Annotated in this window: 16 protein-coding genes; 12 read left to right on the forward strand and 4 right to left on the reverse strand. The window is 60.5% G+C overall.

All coding sequences use genetic code 11. The features are described 5' to 3' along the window. Positions 1-9 precede the first annotated feature (9 nt). Together RRH01S_RS06160 and RRH01S_RS06165 are read right to left on the reverse strand one after the other, a co-directional pair. Positions 10-1299, reverse strand: a complete 1290-nt coding sequence (locus tag RRH01S_RS06160) for a dihydroorotase (RefSeq protein WP_042470303.1) — start codon at positions 1297-1299, stop codon at positions 10-12. Next, entirely contained in the window at positions 1296-2252 is a 957-nt protein-coding gene (locus tag RRH01S_RS06165) for an aspartate carbamoyltransferase catalytic subunit (RefSeq protein ID WP_007692028.1), read from the reverse strand. Before RRH01S_RS06165 ends, RRH01S_RS06160 begins: the two co-directional genes overlap by 4 nt. Before the next feature lie 182 nt (positions 2253-2434). Here RRH01S_RS06165 and RRH01S_RS06170 point away from each other — a divergent pair, with 182 nt between their 5' ends. From RRH01S_RS06170 to RRH01S_RS06200, 7 genes are all read left to right on the forward strand, one after another. Beyond that, entirely contained in the window at positions 2435-4093 is a 1659-nt protein-coding gene (locus RRH01S_RS06170) for an acyl-CoA dehydrogenase family protein (protein ID WP_034518683.1), read from the forward strand. A 93-nt stretch (positions 4094-4186) separates the two neighbouring features. Next, complete coding sequence (locus RRH01S_RS06175) at positions 4187-4432, forward strand: type II toxin-antitoxin system ParD family antitoxin (protein WP_034518680.1); 246 nt, start codon at positions 4187-4189, stop codon at positions 4430-4432. Beyond that, positions 4422-4655, forward strand: coding sequence for a type II toxin-antitoxin system RelE/ParE family toxin (locus tag RRH01S_RS06180; protein ID WP_234711648.1), 234 nt, complete (start codon positions 4422-4424; stop codon positions 4653-4655). Before RRH01S_RS06175 ends, RRH01S_RS06180 begins: the two co-directional genes overlap by 11 nt. A 130-nt stretch (positions 4656-4785) precedes the next feature. Then, on the forward strand, positions 4786-5403 hold the full coding sequence (locus RRH01S_RS06185) for a GNAT family N-acetyltransferase (protein WP_034518677.1): 618 nt from the start codon (positions 4786-4788) through the stop codon (positions 5401-5403). 103 nt (positions 5404-5506) lie between these two features. Then, on the forward strand, positions 5507-6166 hold the full coding sequence (locus RRH01S_RS06190) for a TetR/AcrR family transcriptional regulator (protein WP_034518676.1): 660 nt from the start codon (positions 5507-5509) through the stop codon (positions 6164-6166). Positions 6167-6295: 129 nt separating this feature from the next. Then, positions 6296-6469, forward strand: coding sequence for a hypothetical protein (locus tag RRH01S_RS34335; RefSeq protein ID WP_165586803.1), 174 nt, complete (start codon positions 6296-6298; stop codon positions 6467-6469). Next, positions 6466-6798, forward strand: a complete 333-nt coding sequence (locus tag RRH01S_RS06200; protein ID WP_007692017.1) for a DUF6105 family protein — start codon at positions 6466-6468, stop codon at positions 6796-6798. The genes RRH01S_RS34335 and RRH01S_RS06200 overlap by 4 nt, the downstream gene beginning before the upstream one ends. Here RRH01S_RS06200 and ruvX read toward each other — a convergent pair. Beyond that, positions 6735-7229, reverse strand: coding sequence for a Holliday junction resolvase RuvX (gene ruvX / locus RRH01S_RS06205; RefSeq protein WP_007692016.1), 495 nt, complete (start codon positions 7227-7229; stop codon positions 6735-6737). The two genes, RRH01S_RS06200 and ruvX, sit on opposite strands and share 64 nt — an antisense overlap. Positions 7230-7345: 116 nt before the next feature. Between ruvX and RRH01S_RS06210 the strand changes: the two genes are divergently transcribed. The 4 genes from RRH01S_RS06210 to RRH01S_RS06230 all read left to right on the forward strand — a co-directional run bounded on the left by RRH01S_RS06210 (position 7346) and on the right by RRH01S_RS06230 (position 12225). Continuing rightward, positions 7346-8056, forward strand: a complete 711-nt coding sequence (locus RRH01S_RS06210; RefSeq protein WP_034518669.1) for a metal-dependent hydrolase — start codon at positions 7346-7348, stop codon at positions 8054-8056. 67 nt (positions 8057-8123) lie between these two features. Then, positions 8124-8411 carry an Asp-tRNA(Asn)/Glu-tRNA(Gln) amidotransferase subunit GatC gene (gene gatC, locus RRH01S_RS06215; protein WP_034518667.1) on the forward strand — a complete coding sequence of 96 codons (288 nt, stop codon included), beginning with the start codon at positions 8124-8126 and terminating at the stop codon, positions 8409-8411. Between the two features lie 60 nt (positions 8412-8471). Further along, a complete protein-coding gene (gene gatA / locus RRH01S_RS06220; RefSeq protein WP_034518664.1) occupies positions 8472-9953 on the forward strand; it encodes an Asp-tRNA(Asn)/Glu-tRNA(Gln) amidotransferase subunit GatA in 1482 nt (493 codons plus the stop codon). A gap of 214 nt (positions 9954-10167) precedes the next feature. Beyond that, on the forward strand, positions 10168-12225 hold the full coding sequence (locus tag RRH01S_RS06230) for a DUF4139 domain-containing protein (protein WP_234711649.1): 2058 nt from the start codon (positions 10168-10170) through the stop codon (positions 12223-12225). Positions 12226-12301: 76 nt separating this feature from the next. Here RRH01S_RS06230 and RRH01S_RS06235 read toward each other — a convergent pair whose 3' ends face one another. After that, positions 12302-12559 (reverse strand): YjhX family toxin, encoded by a 258-nt coding sequence (locus RRH01S_RS06235; protein ID WP_012651247.1) that lies wholly within the window; start codon positions 12557-12559, stop codon positions 12302-12304. A 297-nt stretch (positions 12560-12856) separates the two neighbouring features. On the opposite strand from RRH01S_RS06235, the gene RRH01S_RS06240 reads away from it, so the two are divergent. Beyond that, positions 12857-13366, forward strand: coding sequence for a GNAT family N-acetyltransferase (locus RRH01S_RS06240; protein WP_007692008.1), 510 nt, complete (start codon positions 12857-12859; stop codon positions 13364-13366). Positions 13367-13369: the final 3 nt, after the last annotated feature.

The raw sequence follows: 13369 nt of genomic DNA on the forward strand, positions 1-13369 counted from the left end.
CAGCTTTGCCTACAGACTGTGAACCAGCTTGCCCGCGACATAGGTCGCAACGGCCCGGCCGCTCATTCTTGCGTCTTCGAACGGTGTATTCTTCGAGCGCGACAGAAGCATGTCTTTGGCGACAAGCCAAGGCTCGTCGAGATCGATCAGGGCAATATCCGCCTTCGCGCCCGGCTTCAGCGTGCCGGCATCGAGGCCGAAGATCTGCGCCGGCCGCGTCGACAGGGCGTCGATGAGCCGCATCAGGCTGACCTGGCCGCTATGATGCAGGCGAAGTGCGGCAGCGAGCAACGTTTCGAGCCCGACCGCACCGTCTTCCGCCTCTCCGAACGGAAGACGCTTCGTGTCCACATCTTGCGGATCATGCGACGAGACGATGATGTCGATAGTGCCGTCCGCCAGTGCCTCGATCATCGCCGAGCGGTCGTCTTCCGAGCGCAGCGGCGGGTAAAGCTTGAAGAAGGTGCGGTATTCGCCGATGTCGTTTTCGTTCAGCGCCAGATTGTTGATCGAGATGCCACAGGTAACCTTTACGCCGCGCGAGCGGGCGAGGCGGATGGCCTCCGCCGATTCCGGCACGGAGATCATCGCCGCGTGATAATGGCTGCGGGTCAGGGCGGCGATCCTCAGATCGCGCTCGAGCGGAATGAGTTCGGCTTCCTTCGGAATGCCGGAAAGACCGAGCCAGCTGGCAAACAGTCCCTCATGCATGACACCGTTGGCGCCGAGATATTTGTCGCGGGTCTCGCAGGAGATGACGGCACCGAATTCGCGCGCATAGGTCATGATCCGACGGAGAACCTGCGTGTCGTGGACGCCGGAATGCGCGTCGGTGAAGACGACGGCGCCGGCTTCGCGCAGGAGTCCCACTTCCGTCATTTCCTCGCCGGCAAGACCCTTGGTGAGTGCCGCTGCCGGATAGACATTGACGACAGCCGTGTCGCGCGCCGTCTTCTTGACGAATTCGACCAGCGCGATGTCGTCGATGATCGGATCGGTGTCCGGCATCATGATAAAGGAAGTCACGCCGCCGGCCGCGGCCGCGCGGCTTGCCGAGGCGATGGTCTCGCGATGCTCGCCGCCGGGCTCGCCGACATGCACGCGGGCATCGACCAGGCCGGGAACGGCGACAAGGCCGGTGCAATCGCGCACCTCGGCACCCTTCGGAGCGGCCTGAATTTTCGCATCCTTGCCGGCGGAGACGATGAGACCGTTTTCGACGATGATCGTGCCGACCTCGTCGAGATTGCGCGAAGGGTCGATGATGCGAACGTTCTGGAGGACGATCGAGTTGCTCATGCGCCAGCTCCCTCGGTGCGCGGCCCCTGGTTCTGCGAGACCAGCAGCGTCTCCATGACCGCCATACGCACCGCGACACCCATTTCCACCTGCTCGGCAATGACGCTTTGCGGGCCATCGGCGACTTCCGAGGCAATCTCGACGCCACGGTTCATCGGACCGGGATGCATGACCAGCGCATCCTCCTTGGCCGCCTTCAACGTCTCGGCGTCGAGACCATAGAAATGATAATATTCGCGCACGGACGGTACGAAGGCGCCGGACATGCGCTCGCGCTGCAAGCGCAGCATCATCACTACGTCAGCGTCCTTCAGCCCTTCCTTCATCGAATGGAAGACCTCTACGCCCATATCGGCGATCCCAGCGGGCAAGAGCGTTGCGGGCGCGACGACCCGGACGCGCGCGCCCATGGCGTTCAGCAGCAGAATGTTGGAACGGGCGACGCGTGAATGCAGCACGTCGCCGCAGATCGCGACGATGATGCGCGACAGCTTGCCTTTGGCGCGGCGGATGGTCAGTGCGTCGAGCAGCGCCTGTGTCGGATGTTCGTGCTGTCCGTCGCCGGCATTGACCACCGAGCAGGAGACCTTTTGCGCCAGCAGTGCCGCCGCGCCGGCGCTGGAATGGCGGATGACCAGCACGTCGGGGCGCATGGCATTCAGCGTCATCGCCGTGTCGATCAGCGTCTCGCCCTTTTTCACCGAGGAGTTGCCGACCGACATGTTCATCACGTCGGCGCCAAGCCGCTTGCCGGCCAGCTCGAAAGAGGCTTGCGTGCGGGTCGAGGCCTCGAAAAAGAGATTGATCTGCGTCAGCCCGCGAAGCGTCGATGTCTTCTTTTCGCGCTGACGGCTGATCTTCACCGCCTCGTCGGCCTTGTCGAGAAGATAGGTGATATCCTGCTCGGTGAGGCCCTTGATGCCGATGAGATGGCGGTGGGGAAAGAAGACCATGAAGCTGCCCTCTGAATTTCGTCAGGGGGTCTATAAAGAGGGAGCGCCCCAGGGGCAAGCGCGGGCTTTGGATAAGCGCATTTGTTCCCCATGCAATTTGATTCGAATCTCGTTACAGCGCTAATCTTAAAAGCCGAAACTTCAGGTTTCCTTTTGCAATCCTCTTGCTCTAAAAGCGAAATATGACCCAATCGACCCGGAATGACGATACGTTTGCCGAACTGAACCAGCCGAGCCTCTGGTCCGGTATCAATGCCTATCGTTCCGATCCGCTGATCGTCGATCTGACCTCCACCCTGCCGCGCTCGACGCGCGAAGACCTGGAGCAGCTGGGCCGCTACGTCACCTCGCACGAGGCGCAGGAACTGGCGCGCATGGCAAACCAGGGTGCGCCACAGCTACGCACGCATGGGCCGCGCGGCGAGCGGCTGGACGTGGTCGAATTCCATCCCGCCTGGCATGCGCTGATGCGCCGCTCGATGTCGGCGGGCCTGCATTCCTCGATCTGGGATGCCCAGGCCGATCCGGACGCGAAAGGCCAGTCGCACAAGGTCCGCGCCGCGCGCTTCTACCTGACGGCGCAGCTCGAATGCGGCCATCTCTGCCCGCTCACCATGACCAGTGCCTCGGTCGCGGCGATGATGGCGTCTCCGGCCGTCCAGAAGGATTGGGCGCCGAAGGTTCTGTCGCGCAAATATGATTCGTCCAACAAGCCGGCCATGCAGAAGTCCGCCGTCACCATCGGCATGGGCATGACGGAAAAGCAGGGCGGCACGGATGTACGCGCCAACAGGACGACCGCAGACAAGGTCAGCGACGGCATCTATCGGCTCTCGGGCCACAAATGGTTCATGTCGGCGCCGATGAGCGATGCCTTCATCATGCTGGCGCAAACCAAGGACGGCATGGGCTGCTTCCTGGTGCCGCGCCTGCTCGAAGACGGCTCCGCCAACGGCTTGCAATTCCAGCGGCTGAAGGACAAGCTTGGCAATCGCTCTAACGCCTCTTCCGAAGTCGAGTTCAGCGATACCTTCGGCTTCCTGCTCGGTGCGCCCGATGGCGGCATCCGCACCATTCTCGATATGGTGACGCTGACGCGCCTCGATTGTGCGCTGGCCTCTGCCGGCATCATGCGGGCATCGCTCGCCGAGGCCGTGCATCATACGCGCGGCCGCAGCGTCTTCGGCAAGACGCTGGTCCAGCAGCCGATCATGACGCGTGTGTTGGCCGATATGGCGCTCGATGTCGCGGCCGCGACCGCGCTCGCCTTCCGCCTGGCCGAATCCTTCGACAAGGCCAGCAGCAGCAGCGAAGACGCCGCCTATGCCCGCGTCATGACGCCGGTCGCCAAATACTGGTGCTGCAAGATTGCGCCTGCGCTGATCTACGAGGCGATGGAGTGCATCGGCGGCAGCGGCTATATCGAGGAACGCCCGATCGCTCGGCATTACCGCGAGGCGCCGGTCAATGCGATCTGGGAGGGCTCCGGCAATGTCATGGCGCTCGACGTGCTTCGCGTGCTGAACCGGGGCAGGGACCTGTTCGAAACCGTCTTTGCCGGCCTTGCCCGCGATCTCGGCCCGGCCGGCAAGAAAACCATCGACGTGCTCCGCGCCGCCATGGCGCTGTGTGAACAGGACGAGGGTGCTGCCCGCCTGCTGATCGAGCAGATGGCGCTCGCCGCCGGTGCCGCCGAACTCTATCGACTGGGCGCAGGCAAGATCGCCGACGCTTTCATCGAAACCCGCCTGGCAGGCGGCTGGCGTTCCACCTACGGCATGCTCGATGCGCGCTTCGATGCGAGCTACATCGTCGATCTGCTGTATCCGCCGGCGACTTGAGCTGTCGTTCCGCTGACGCCGCGGGTCTGCGGCGGCGTCAGTTGATGTGATGCCAATAATTATTATATAATGGTATCAGCAAGGGAGCTGCTCATGGCCCGTAACACATCTGTTTCGCTTGGTGACCACTTCAATACCTTCATCGATGCTCAAGTGCAGACGGGCCGATATGGCTCCGCCAGCGATGTCGTTCGGGCAGGGTTGCGTTTGCTGGAAGAGCACGAAGCCAAGGTCAAGGCTCTTCAGGGCGCATTGATCGCCGGAGAAGAGTCCGGGAAGCCTACTCCATTCGACAATGCCGCATTCCCGAAGCGGATGCGCGCTACATATGGCGAGTAAGTCGGGCCGGTATGTCTTATCACCTCTTGCAGAGGCGGATCTTGAGGAGATCTGGCGCTACACCGCTGAAAACTGGTCGGTAAAGCAGGCGGAGACCTACCATGCCGGTATCCTCGATGCCTTTGAGGGCCTTGCGTCTGGTCTCAAGGTTGGTCGTTATGCTGACATTCGCGAAGGCTATTTCAAATACGCCATCAGTTCCCATGTGATCTACTATCGATAGCAGGATACGGAGATTGCCGTCATTCGTATATTGCATCAGCGAATGGACGTGGGCCTTCATCTCTGACGGAGCTCATCGGCCCCGATCGATCCGTCGCGCGCATAATTTAAGACCTATGGAAGAGGCCTCCATGATCAACCTCCGCTCCGTCCAACCCGACGACATCAACCAGCTCTACATCATCTCGCTGGTCACCGGCGATGCCGGCAAGGATGCCACAGCGCTTCATCGCGATGGGCGGATGATTGGGCATATTTATTCTGTGCCCTATACGGTCCTCAGCCCGCAGACCGTCTTTATTGCCGAGGACGATGAGGGTGTTTGCGGTTATATCGCCGGCGTCTTCGACACGGTTGCTTTCGAGGAAAGGCTGGAGCGCGAATGGTGGCCGGAGTTGCGTGAGCGCTATCCGGATCCATCGGGCGATCCTTCGACCTGGAATGCAGATCAGCGGCGCAGTTATGCGATCCACCATCCGAAACGCGTGCCGGCCTTTCTCACCGACCGGTTTCCCGCCCATATCCATATGAACCTTCTGCCGCGCACGCAGGGGCAGGGCATCGGCAGCGCTCTTCTCGACAAATGGCTGTCGAACGCCCGCGACAAGGGTGTCAAAGGCGTTCATCTCGGCGCGAGCGCGGGCAATCACAGCGGGATTCGATTCTGGGCGTCGCGTGGGTTTACTCAGGTGGAGTTGCCGCCGGAACTTACCTCGCCGAGTACCGTCTGGTTCGGCCAATATCTCTAATCTGTGGATTCCCGAGTTTAAGACACCTCCACGGTCGTCGCGTCATTGTTCGCGTGTGCTTGGCTTGTTATTCACCGACCGGTGACTGACTGGAGCCGACACGATGCCGAGCGCAAACGCCGTTCTGAAAAAACCGATCGAAACACCCGTCGAGCCGGAAAAGCGAATCCGTAATCGCGCCGCGACCGAGCAGGCGATTCTGGATGCCGCCAAACAGCTGCTGGCGGAAGAGGGGTTTCAGAATTTCGGCATCAACGCGGTCGCCCGCGGCGCCGGCTGTGACAAGCAACTGATCTACCGCTATTACGGCGGCCTCGACGGGCTGGTGGAGGAGATCGGCACGGATCTCGGAAGCTGGGTGAAGGATCGTATCCCCGACGATACCGGCGGCATGTTCCTGCTGACCTATGGTGACCTCATGGAGCGGCTGGCCTTGCTTTTCCTCGATGCGCTGCGCGCCGATCCGCTGATGCGCCGCATCGTCGCCTGGGAAGTGTCCGAGAACACCGAGCAGGTGCGCCGGCTTTCGGAAGCGCGTTCGAAAGCGCTTGGCGGTTGGATCGAGCGCATGCGCGGCTCGCTGGTCCCGCCGAAGGGGATCGATGCGGTCGCCGTCAATGCTCTCATTTTTTCGGCCATACAGCATCTCGTTCTCTCCGCTGCCGTCGGTGACCAATGCGCCGGTCTTGCGCTGAAAACATCTAGGGATTGGGAGAAGGCGGCCACGGCACTGCGACGTATCGTGCGCGGCGTCTACGGCTGATGTTCTGATCGTGCGGGAGATATCCACAGCCCCGCCCGGCCGTTAACCTTAACAATTGGTTTACATTGCGCCGCATCGGTTAACTCGCCACTGTACGCACACTGATTGTTAACCAATAAGCGTGCAGCCATGGGGTCCAGACCCGCAAAAATCGCGTTTCTCATCGCGGCGATGATGTTCTTCGCCATTCTGGCACTAGATATAACGGTGCCGGCGCTGGTGTTGAGCGCCATGGCACTGACGAACTGGCTAGTCCTTTCGACTGGAACGACGCATTATCAGCGTCGAAGGGGAACCGCATGAAGTGGGTGCTGATCTTCTGGGCCGCGCCTGTCTCGTTCCTCGGGGCGTGGTATTACCTGTCATACTACGACATGAGCTTCGGCATCTTCATGCTCACGCGCCAGATGCACGACCTCGTTTTCCATATCTATGGCAATATCCTCGGCATCCCGCCGGAGAGCATTCCGCCGTTGGTAGCCCGCGCCATTGCCTTCGACACTCTGCTGGTTTTCTCGATCCTCGCCTTTCGCAAGCGCGCCGAGATTCTGGCGTGGTGGAAGCGCCGTCAGGAATCGAGGTCTGGAAAGGCCGGCCTGCCGAGAGCAGAGAGCCTGTCCAAGGCACCCTGAAGAATGAAGCTTGCGGCGGCCGAGTCGATGCGCTCGGCTCGCTTGGCGCGCGAAACGTCCATTTCCAGTAGCGCCCGTTCGGCTGCGACCGTTGACAGCCGCTCATCCCAGTAGACGAAGGGCAGGGCGGTCTTGTCGGCCATGCTGCGCACGAAGGCTCGCGTCGCCTGGACGCGCGGCCCCGTCGACCCATCCATGTTCATAGGCAGTCCAATAACGAAGGCGGCGACCTTTTCCTTCTCGGCGAAAGCAAGCAGCGTCTGGGCGTCTTGGGTGAATTTCACCCGCTTGATGACCGGGCGCGGCGTGGCGAACCGGCGACCGAGATCGGACATGGCAAGGCCGATCGTCTTGGTGCCGAGATCAAGCCCAGCAATCGCCTGTCCGGGCAGCAGCATCACGGCAAGGTCTTCGATGGTCAGTGTGGTCATAGGCTCTTGTCTCCCCGTCAAAACAAAGTGAAGTCCATGCTGCTTTTCTTTGTGACGGTTTCGGATATGTCCTAACACCAGTCTTGCATTTCAAATCAAGTATTAAGGAGAAATCCATGAAGATCACTTGGCTCGGCCACTCTGCTTTCCGTCTTGAAACGGCCAAGGCTAAAATCCTTATCGACCCATTCCTCAGCTATAACTCCTCCTTTGCCGCCGCCGGGATCGACCTTAAGGAGGCCACGGCGGGCGTCACGCATATCCTGCTCACCCATGGCCATGGCGACCATGTCGGCGATACCGTTCAGATCGCCAAGGATACCGGCGCCGTCGTTCTCGCCAACGCCGATCTCGCCGCCTGGCTCGGCAGCAAGGGTGTCGAGAAGCTGGAAATGGGCAATACCGGCGGCACCGTCTCCCTCGGCGGCTTCACCGCGACCTTCACCAACGCGCTGCACTCCTCTGCCCAGATCACCGAAGACGGCGTGTCGCACGCGCTCGGCAATCCGAACGGCCTGATGCTGCATTTCGACGACGAGCCGTCGCTGTTCCACATGGGCGATACGGACATCTTCTCTGACATGGGCCTGATCAACGAACTGCATCAGCCCGATATCGGCATCGTGCCGATCGGCGACCGCTTCACCATGGGTGGCGCTGTTGCGGCGCTCGCCTGCCAGCGCTTCTTCAATTTCAAGACCGCCATTCCATGCCACTACGGCACCTTCCCGATCATCGACCAGACCCCGGAAAAGTTCATCGCCGGCCTGGAAGGTTCGAAGACGGCCGTCGCGGCGCCGAAGCCGGGCGAGAGCATTTCCGCATAACGATACCCGTTGCGTATGGCGGACATGGCCTTTATAGCGATAGGAAAAATCCTATCCGGAGAATGCCATGTCCGTCGATCTTGCCACCGTTAAACGCGTCGCCCATCTTGCCCGCATTGCCGTCAATGAAGACGAAGCGCAGCGGATGGTGGGCGAGCTGAATGGCATGCTGGGCTTCGTCGAGCAACTCTCTGAAGTGAATGTCGATGGCGTCGAGGCCATGACTTCCGTCACACCGATGGCGATGAAGAAGCGGACGGACGAAGTCACCGACGGCAGCAAGGCCGACGACATCGTCGCCAATGCGCCGAATACCGATCAGAATTTCTTCCTGGTGCCCAAAGTCGTCGAATAAGGGCTCGCTTCGAGCCTGTTCCGACCCGTTGCCCTTTTTAAAGATCTGAAGCGAAACAAGATGAGCGAACTGACCAGCCTGACCATTGCCGAAGCCCGCGACAAGCTGCGCGCCAAGGATATCACCGCTACCGAACTCACCGAGGCCTATCTCTCGACGATCGATGCGGTTAATGATCAGCTCAATGCCTACATCAAGGTGACGCCGGAAAAGGCGCGCGATATGGCGAAGGCTTCCGACGCCCGTCTCGCCGCCGGCAAGGCCGGTGCGCTGGAAGGCATTCCGCTGGGGATCAAGGATCTCTTCGGTACCGAAGGCATCCACACCCAGGCCTGCAGCCACATTCTCGACGGTTTCGAGCCGCGCTACGAATCGACCGTGACCCAGAACCTCTGGAACGACGGCGCTGTCATGCTCGGCAAGCTCAACATGGATGAGTTCGCCATGGGCTCCTCCAACGAGAGCTCCTATTACGGCCCGGTGATCAACCCTTGGCGCGCCAACGGCTCGAACCAGCAGCTCGTTCCGGGTGGTTCTTCGGGTGGTTCGGCCGCTGCGGTTGCCGCGCACCTTTGCGCAGGTGCGACTGCCACCGACACCGGCGGCTCCATCCGCCAGCCCGCCGCCTTCACCGGCACGGTCGGCATCAAGCCCACCTATGGCCGCTGCTCGCGCTGGGGCATCGTCGCCTTCGCCTCGTCGCTCGACCAGGCCGGCCCGATTGCTCGCGATGTCCGCGACGCCGCCATCCTCCTGAAGTCGATGGCAAGCGTCGACGCCAAGGATACGACCTCGGTCGATCTGCCGGTGCCGGATTATGAAGCCTCGCTCGGCCAGTCGCTGAAGGGCATGAAGATCGGCATTCCGAACGAATACCGCGTCGACGGCATGCCAGACGAGATCGAAACGCTCTGGCAGCAGGGCATTGCCTGGCTGAAGGAGGCCGGCGCGGAGATCGTCAACATCTCGCTGCCGCATACGAAATATGCCCTGCCGGCCTATTACATCGTCGCCCCCGCCGAGGCATCGTCGAACCTCGCCCGTTATGACGGCGTGCGCTACGGCCTGCGCGTCGACGGCGAGAACATCGCCGACATGTACGAGAAGACCCGTGCTGCCGGCTTTGGCAACGAGGTCAAGCGCCGCATCATGATCGGCACCTACGTGCTCTCCGCCGGCTATTACGACGCCTATTACCTGCGCGCCCAGAAGGTTCGCACGCTGATCAAGCGCGACTTCGAACTCGCCTTCCACGCCGGTGTCGATGCCATCCTGACGCCCGCCACACCATCCTCCGCCTTCGGCATTGCCGACGAGGACCTCGCCTCCGATCCGGTCAAGATGTACCTCAACGACATCTTCACGGTGACGGTCAACATGGCCGGTCTCCCCGGCATCGCCGTTCCCGCTGGCCTTGATTCCAAGGGCCTGCCGCTCGGCCTGCAGCTCATCGGCAAGCCGTTCGACGAAGAAACGCTGTTCAAGACAGCACATGTCATCGAACAGGCCGCCGGCAAGTTCACGCCGACGAAGTGGTGGTAAGCAACCTCACTCGAGATCCATGACCGTCGCCGACCATGAAGCGGTCGGCGCGGTTGGCTTTGCCGGCTGACTGAGCGGCGATGTGCTGGATGCGAATTTCAGGAATGCCAGCGTCATAGACGCAGCCCGTAATGAATTCTTTGCCTGTCCGAACATGCCAATATTCCGCCCGGGCAGGATCATACTTTGGACCGAAATTCGATCATAAATTGCAATGAGCCGCTTGGTCTTATCATTTGCAACCGATTCGGAAGGTCTCTTCATGCTCAAGCAAGTTTCGGCGATCCTGCTTCTCAGTGTGGCAATTCCAGTGGTTTCGCTGGCGGCCGACAATGGGGCCATTCGTGCCATTACCTTGTCGTCGGGCGGCCTTGCCGAGGTCTCTCGATCAGCAGTGGTCGATAGCGACGGCGTAGCCCGGCTCGAGGTGCCGCTCGATCAGGTCGACGACATGCTCAAGAGCCTTGTGGTCAATGGGACCGAGGGCTCGGTGGCGGGCATTTCGCTGGCAGGGCCGCAGCCGTTGCAGGAGACCTTCAAGGGCCTGCCGTTCACGCCGGAAGCGCTCTCATCTGTGCCGTCGCTTCTGACATCGATACAGGGCGCCAGGGTCTCGGTAACCAGCGGCGGAAAAACCGTCGAGGGAGACATTCTCGGGATCGAGATCAGGAAGGCCGGCGAGAATGCGACAATTCACTTGCTGACCGTTCTTGACAAGGATGGTGCGGTGGAGACGCTGGCCCTTGGTGAGGATGCGTCCGTCCGGATTGACGATGCCGACATGAGAGCAAAGGTTGCCAAAGCGGCAGGAGCCATTGCCCGTGCCAAAAACGACAGCACCCGCACCATCGATATCAGGGTGAACGGTGCGAAGAGCGCCGGCGATATCGGTCTAACCTATGTCGTTCCGTCACCGATCTGGAAAACAGCTTATAAGGTTGTGACCGAAGGAAATGGCAAAGCGCGTTTGCAGGCATGGACTGTGCTGGAAAACGCCAGTGGCGAAGATTGGAAGGGCGTAAAACTTACGTTGACTTCTGCCGAGCCGGTGACGTTGAAGCAGGGCCTGCACCAGCTCTATTGGCGAGAGCGGCAAGAGGTGCCGGTCGACACGGCTTCGAACAATGTCCCTGATCCCGATAGTGGAGACCTGTCCAACAGGCAGAGTCTATCCTCGGATGTCGAGGGACGAGCAGCGCCCGCGCCTGCCGAGGTCACGATGGGGGGTGTCCGCAGAAAGGCACAGGCGTCGGCATATATGGCTGACGAGTTGGGAAGGCCGGCGGTGCCAATGCAAATGGCTGCAGCCAATCCGACCGCTGCGACCGAAAGCGATATCTCGGCGACTTTTGAACTTCCAGGGACTTACGATCTGGCAAATGGCGACTCCTTGTCGGTGCCGATCGTGGATGTGGAACTGGATGCGGATATGGTGGACATGTATCGAGCGGGCAGCTCCTTCCGCAATCCGATCGCCGCCGTGATGCTCAAGAACACCGCGGGTGTCAGCATGCCGGCGGGAATTCTCACGTTGTACGACAGCAAGATCGGCTACGTCGGTGATTCCCAGCTATCCGCGCTGCCCAAGGGTGACACGCGTCTCGCCAGTTTTGCGACCGATCGAAAGGTATCGATCAGCGAGCAGCAGACGCCGACGGAGGAGATTGCTTCTCTGAAGGTTTCGGATGGCGTGATGCAAGCGGTCGTCAAATATCGCCAGACGACGACATACACCGTTTCGGGGGCGCTTGACGGCGATAGGACTGTCATTGTCGAGCACCCGATCAGGGACGGTTGGTCATTTTCGTCGAGCGAAAGCTTCGGTAAGACGGCAACACACCAGCGGCTCAAGACGGTTGTTCCGGCGGCTACGGAAAAAACTCTGACGGCGGTCGACGAGCAACTTCAGAGCAACAGTTATGCCCTGGTCGATGCGCAGCCGGACATGCTGCTTGGATGGTCGGCCTCGGCCCATGACAAGGCACTCACGGACAAGCTCGCAAACCTGGCGGAGGTGCGTAAACAGCAGGTCGCCGCCCAGAACGATCTGGAGAGTTTTGATAACGAAATAGAGAAACTCACCAATGACCAGGAGCGGATAAGACAGAATATCGGCGCTGTGCCGGAGAATAGCGATTTGAAGAAGCGCTATTTGAAGGCTCTGGCGGACAGCGAAGACCAAATCGCTGCCGTTGGTGAAAAACGCGCCGGGGTGCAGAAGGACAGCGATCGTTTGGGCAGCCAGGTGGCGGAGATCATCAGGGCGTTCTAATCGCCACGAGCGCTTCGCCAGATGCGTCGCATCAGCAGGAAAGAGCCGCCCCGATCGGGCGGCTCTCACGTTTTCTCTACCGATTATCCAACTGCGCCCTCACCAGCCTCAGCCCTCGTTCGGTAATCCGATAGGGATGCCCGCCGGAGGACTTGATGGCCTTCAAGTGTTTGAGCTTGCGGAAGAGCGTGAGGTCGAAGCCGGGATAGAGCCAGCCGTCGCGGGTGAAGCAGCTCGCCGCCTCGATCTTCTTGGTTTCGGAACGAATGATTTCGATGCGCCCGCCCTGGGCGAGCAGATGCAGGATGCGCTGTTCTGCGCGGGAAATGTCCATGGTTTTCAAGATCCGGAAAGCGCCGCAAGGCGCAACAAAACGATCCGGCGCTCCCTTTAGGGAAGCCGGGGCTTCGTTTTCTGGCCCAGCGCACAAGAAGACTTGCGGGCGGGGCCTTTACCGGGACTCAGACGAGTTGGACATTAAAACTCCATTGATGCCGCATTTTTAAAACAGGTTGCAGCCGGCGGTCAAGTTGCACTCTCGTGGGGCACGGGCTGCTATGGTGCGCCTGCTCACATATGGCTGGCAAAAGCTGCGGGCCGGTGTTTTACTGCTGAAAACATCGGGGGCTCGATGATCCATATTCGCAATGCGCGCGAGGGCGAAACGGAGGTATTGACCAATATCGGCCTGCGGTCGTGGCGCAAGGCCATGGGCTCGATCGGCGGCTCCGAGGCGATGCTGGAAAGCGCCAGCGAAGCCTTTTCGAATTTCACCCGCGATGTCTGGTTGACGATCACCGTCGTCGAACTGAACGGGGAGGTCGCCGGCTGGGCGGCGCGCGAAGCGCTGGATGAGACCATTTCCGATTTCTGGATCGATCCCGACTATCTGCGCCAGGGGCTCGGCTCGGCGTTGCTGGCGCGCATCGAAGAGGATGTTCTGGAGCAGGGGCTGGAGAGGGTCTCGTTGCAGACCCATGCCGACAACGGCGAGGCGATCGGTTTCTTCAAGGCCCATGGCTATGCCATCCATTGGCTCTCCGTCGTCTATTCTCCGAAGCTCGATCGCGACGTGCCGACGATCGGACTTTCGAAAGCGTTGGTTGACGGCAGCGACGGGACATATGGTTCGGGCTTATAGCGC

The organism is Rhizobium rhizogenes NBRC 13257 (genome assembly GCF_000696095.1).
GTDB lineage: Bacteria > Pseudomonadota > Alphaproteobacteria > Rhizobiales > Rhizobiaceae > Rhizobium > Rhizobium rhizogenes.

Bases quoted from the DNA above. Each gene is read 5' to 3' on its own strand.
- RRH01S_RS06160 (WP_042470303.1), bottom strand. From the start codon at position 1,299: ATGAGCAACTCGATCGTCCTCCAGAACGTTCGCATCATCGACCCTTCG.
- RRH01S_RS06165 (WP_007692028.1), bottom strand. From the start codon at position 2,252: ATGGTCTTCTTTCCCCACCGCCATCTCATCGGCATCAAGGGCCTCACC.
- RRH01S_RS06170 (WP_034518683.1), top strand. From the start codon at position 2,435: ATGACCCAATCGACCCGGAATGACGATACGTTTGCCGAACTGAACCAG.
- RRH01S_RS06175 (WP_034518680.1), top strand. From the start codon at position 4,187: ATGGCCCGTAACACATCTGTTTCGCTTGGTGACCACTTCAATACCTTC.
- RRH01S_RS06180 (WP_234711648.1), top strand. From the start codon at position 4,422: ATGGCGAGTAAGTCGGGCCGGTATGTCTTATCACCTCTTGCAGAGGCG.
- RRH01S_RS06185 (WP_034518677.1), top strand. From the start codon at position 4,786: ATGATCAACCTCCGCTCCGTCCAACCCGACGACATCAACCAGCTCTAC.
- RRH01S_RS06190 (WP_034518676.1), top strand. From the start codon at position 5,507: ATGCCGAGCGCAAACGCCGTTCTGAAAAAACCGATCGAAACACCCGTC.
- RRH01S_RS34335 (WP_165586803.1), top strand. From the start codon at position 6,296: ATGGGGTCCAGACCCGCAAAAATCGCGTTTCTCATCGCGGCGATGATG.
- RRH01S_RS06200 (WP_007692017.1), top strand. From the start codon at position 6,466: ATGAAGTGGGTGCTGATCTTCTGGGCCGCGCCTGTCTCGTTCCTCGGG.
- ruvX (WP_007692016.1), bottom strand. From the start codon at position 7,229: ATGACCACACTGACCATCGAAGACCTTGCCGTGATGCTGCTGCCCGGA.
- RRH01S_RS06210 (WP_034518669.1), top strand. From the start codon at position 7,346: ATGAAGATCACTTGGCTCGGCCACTCTGCTTTCCGTCTTGAAACGGCC.
- gatC (WP_034518667.1), top strand. From the start codon at position 8,124: ATGTCCGTCGATCTTGCCACCGTTAAACGCGTCGCCCATCTTGCCCGC.
- gatA (WP_034518664.1), top strand. From the start codon at position 8,472: ATGAGCGAACTGACCAGCCTGACCATTGCCGAAGCCCGCGACAAGCTG.
- RRH01S_RS06230 (WP_234711649.1), top strand. From the start codon at position 10,168: ATGAGCCGCTTGGTCTTATCATTTGCAACCGATTCGGAAGGTCTCTTC.
- RRH01S_RS06235 (WP_012651247.1), bottom strand. From the start codon at position 12,559: ATGGACATTTCCCGCGCAGAACAGCGCATCCTGCATCTGCTCGCCCAG.
- RRH01S_RS06240 (WP_007692008.1), top strand. From the start codon at position 12,857: ATGATCCATATTCGCAATGCGCGCGAGGGCGAAACGGAGGTATTGACC.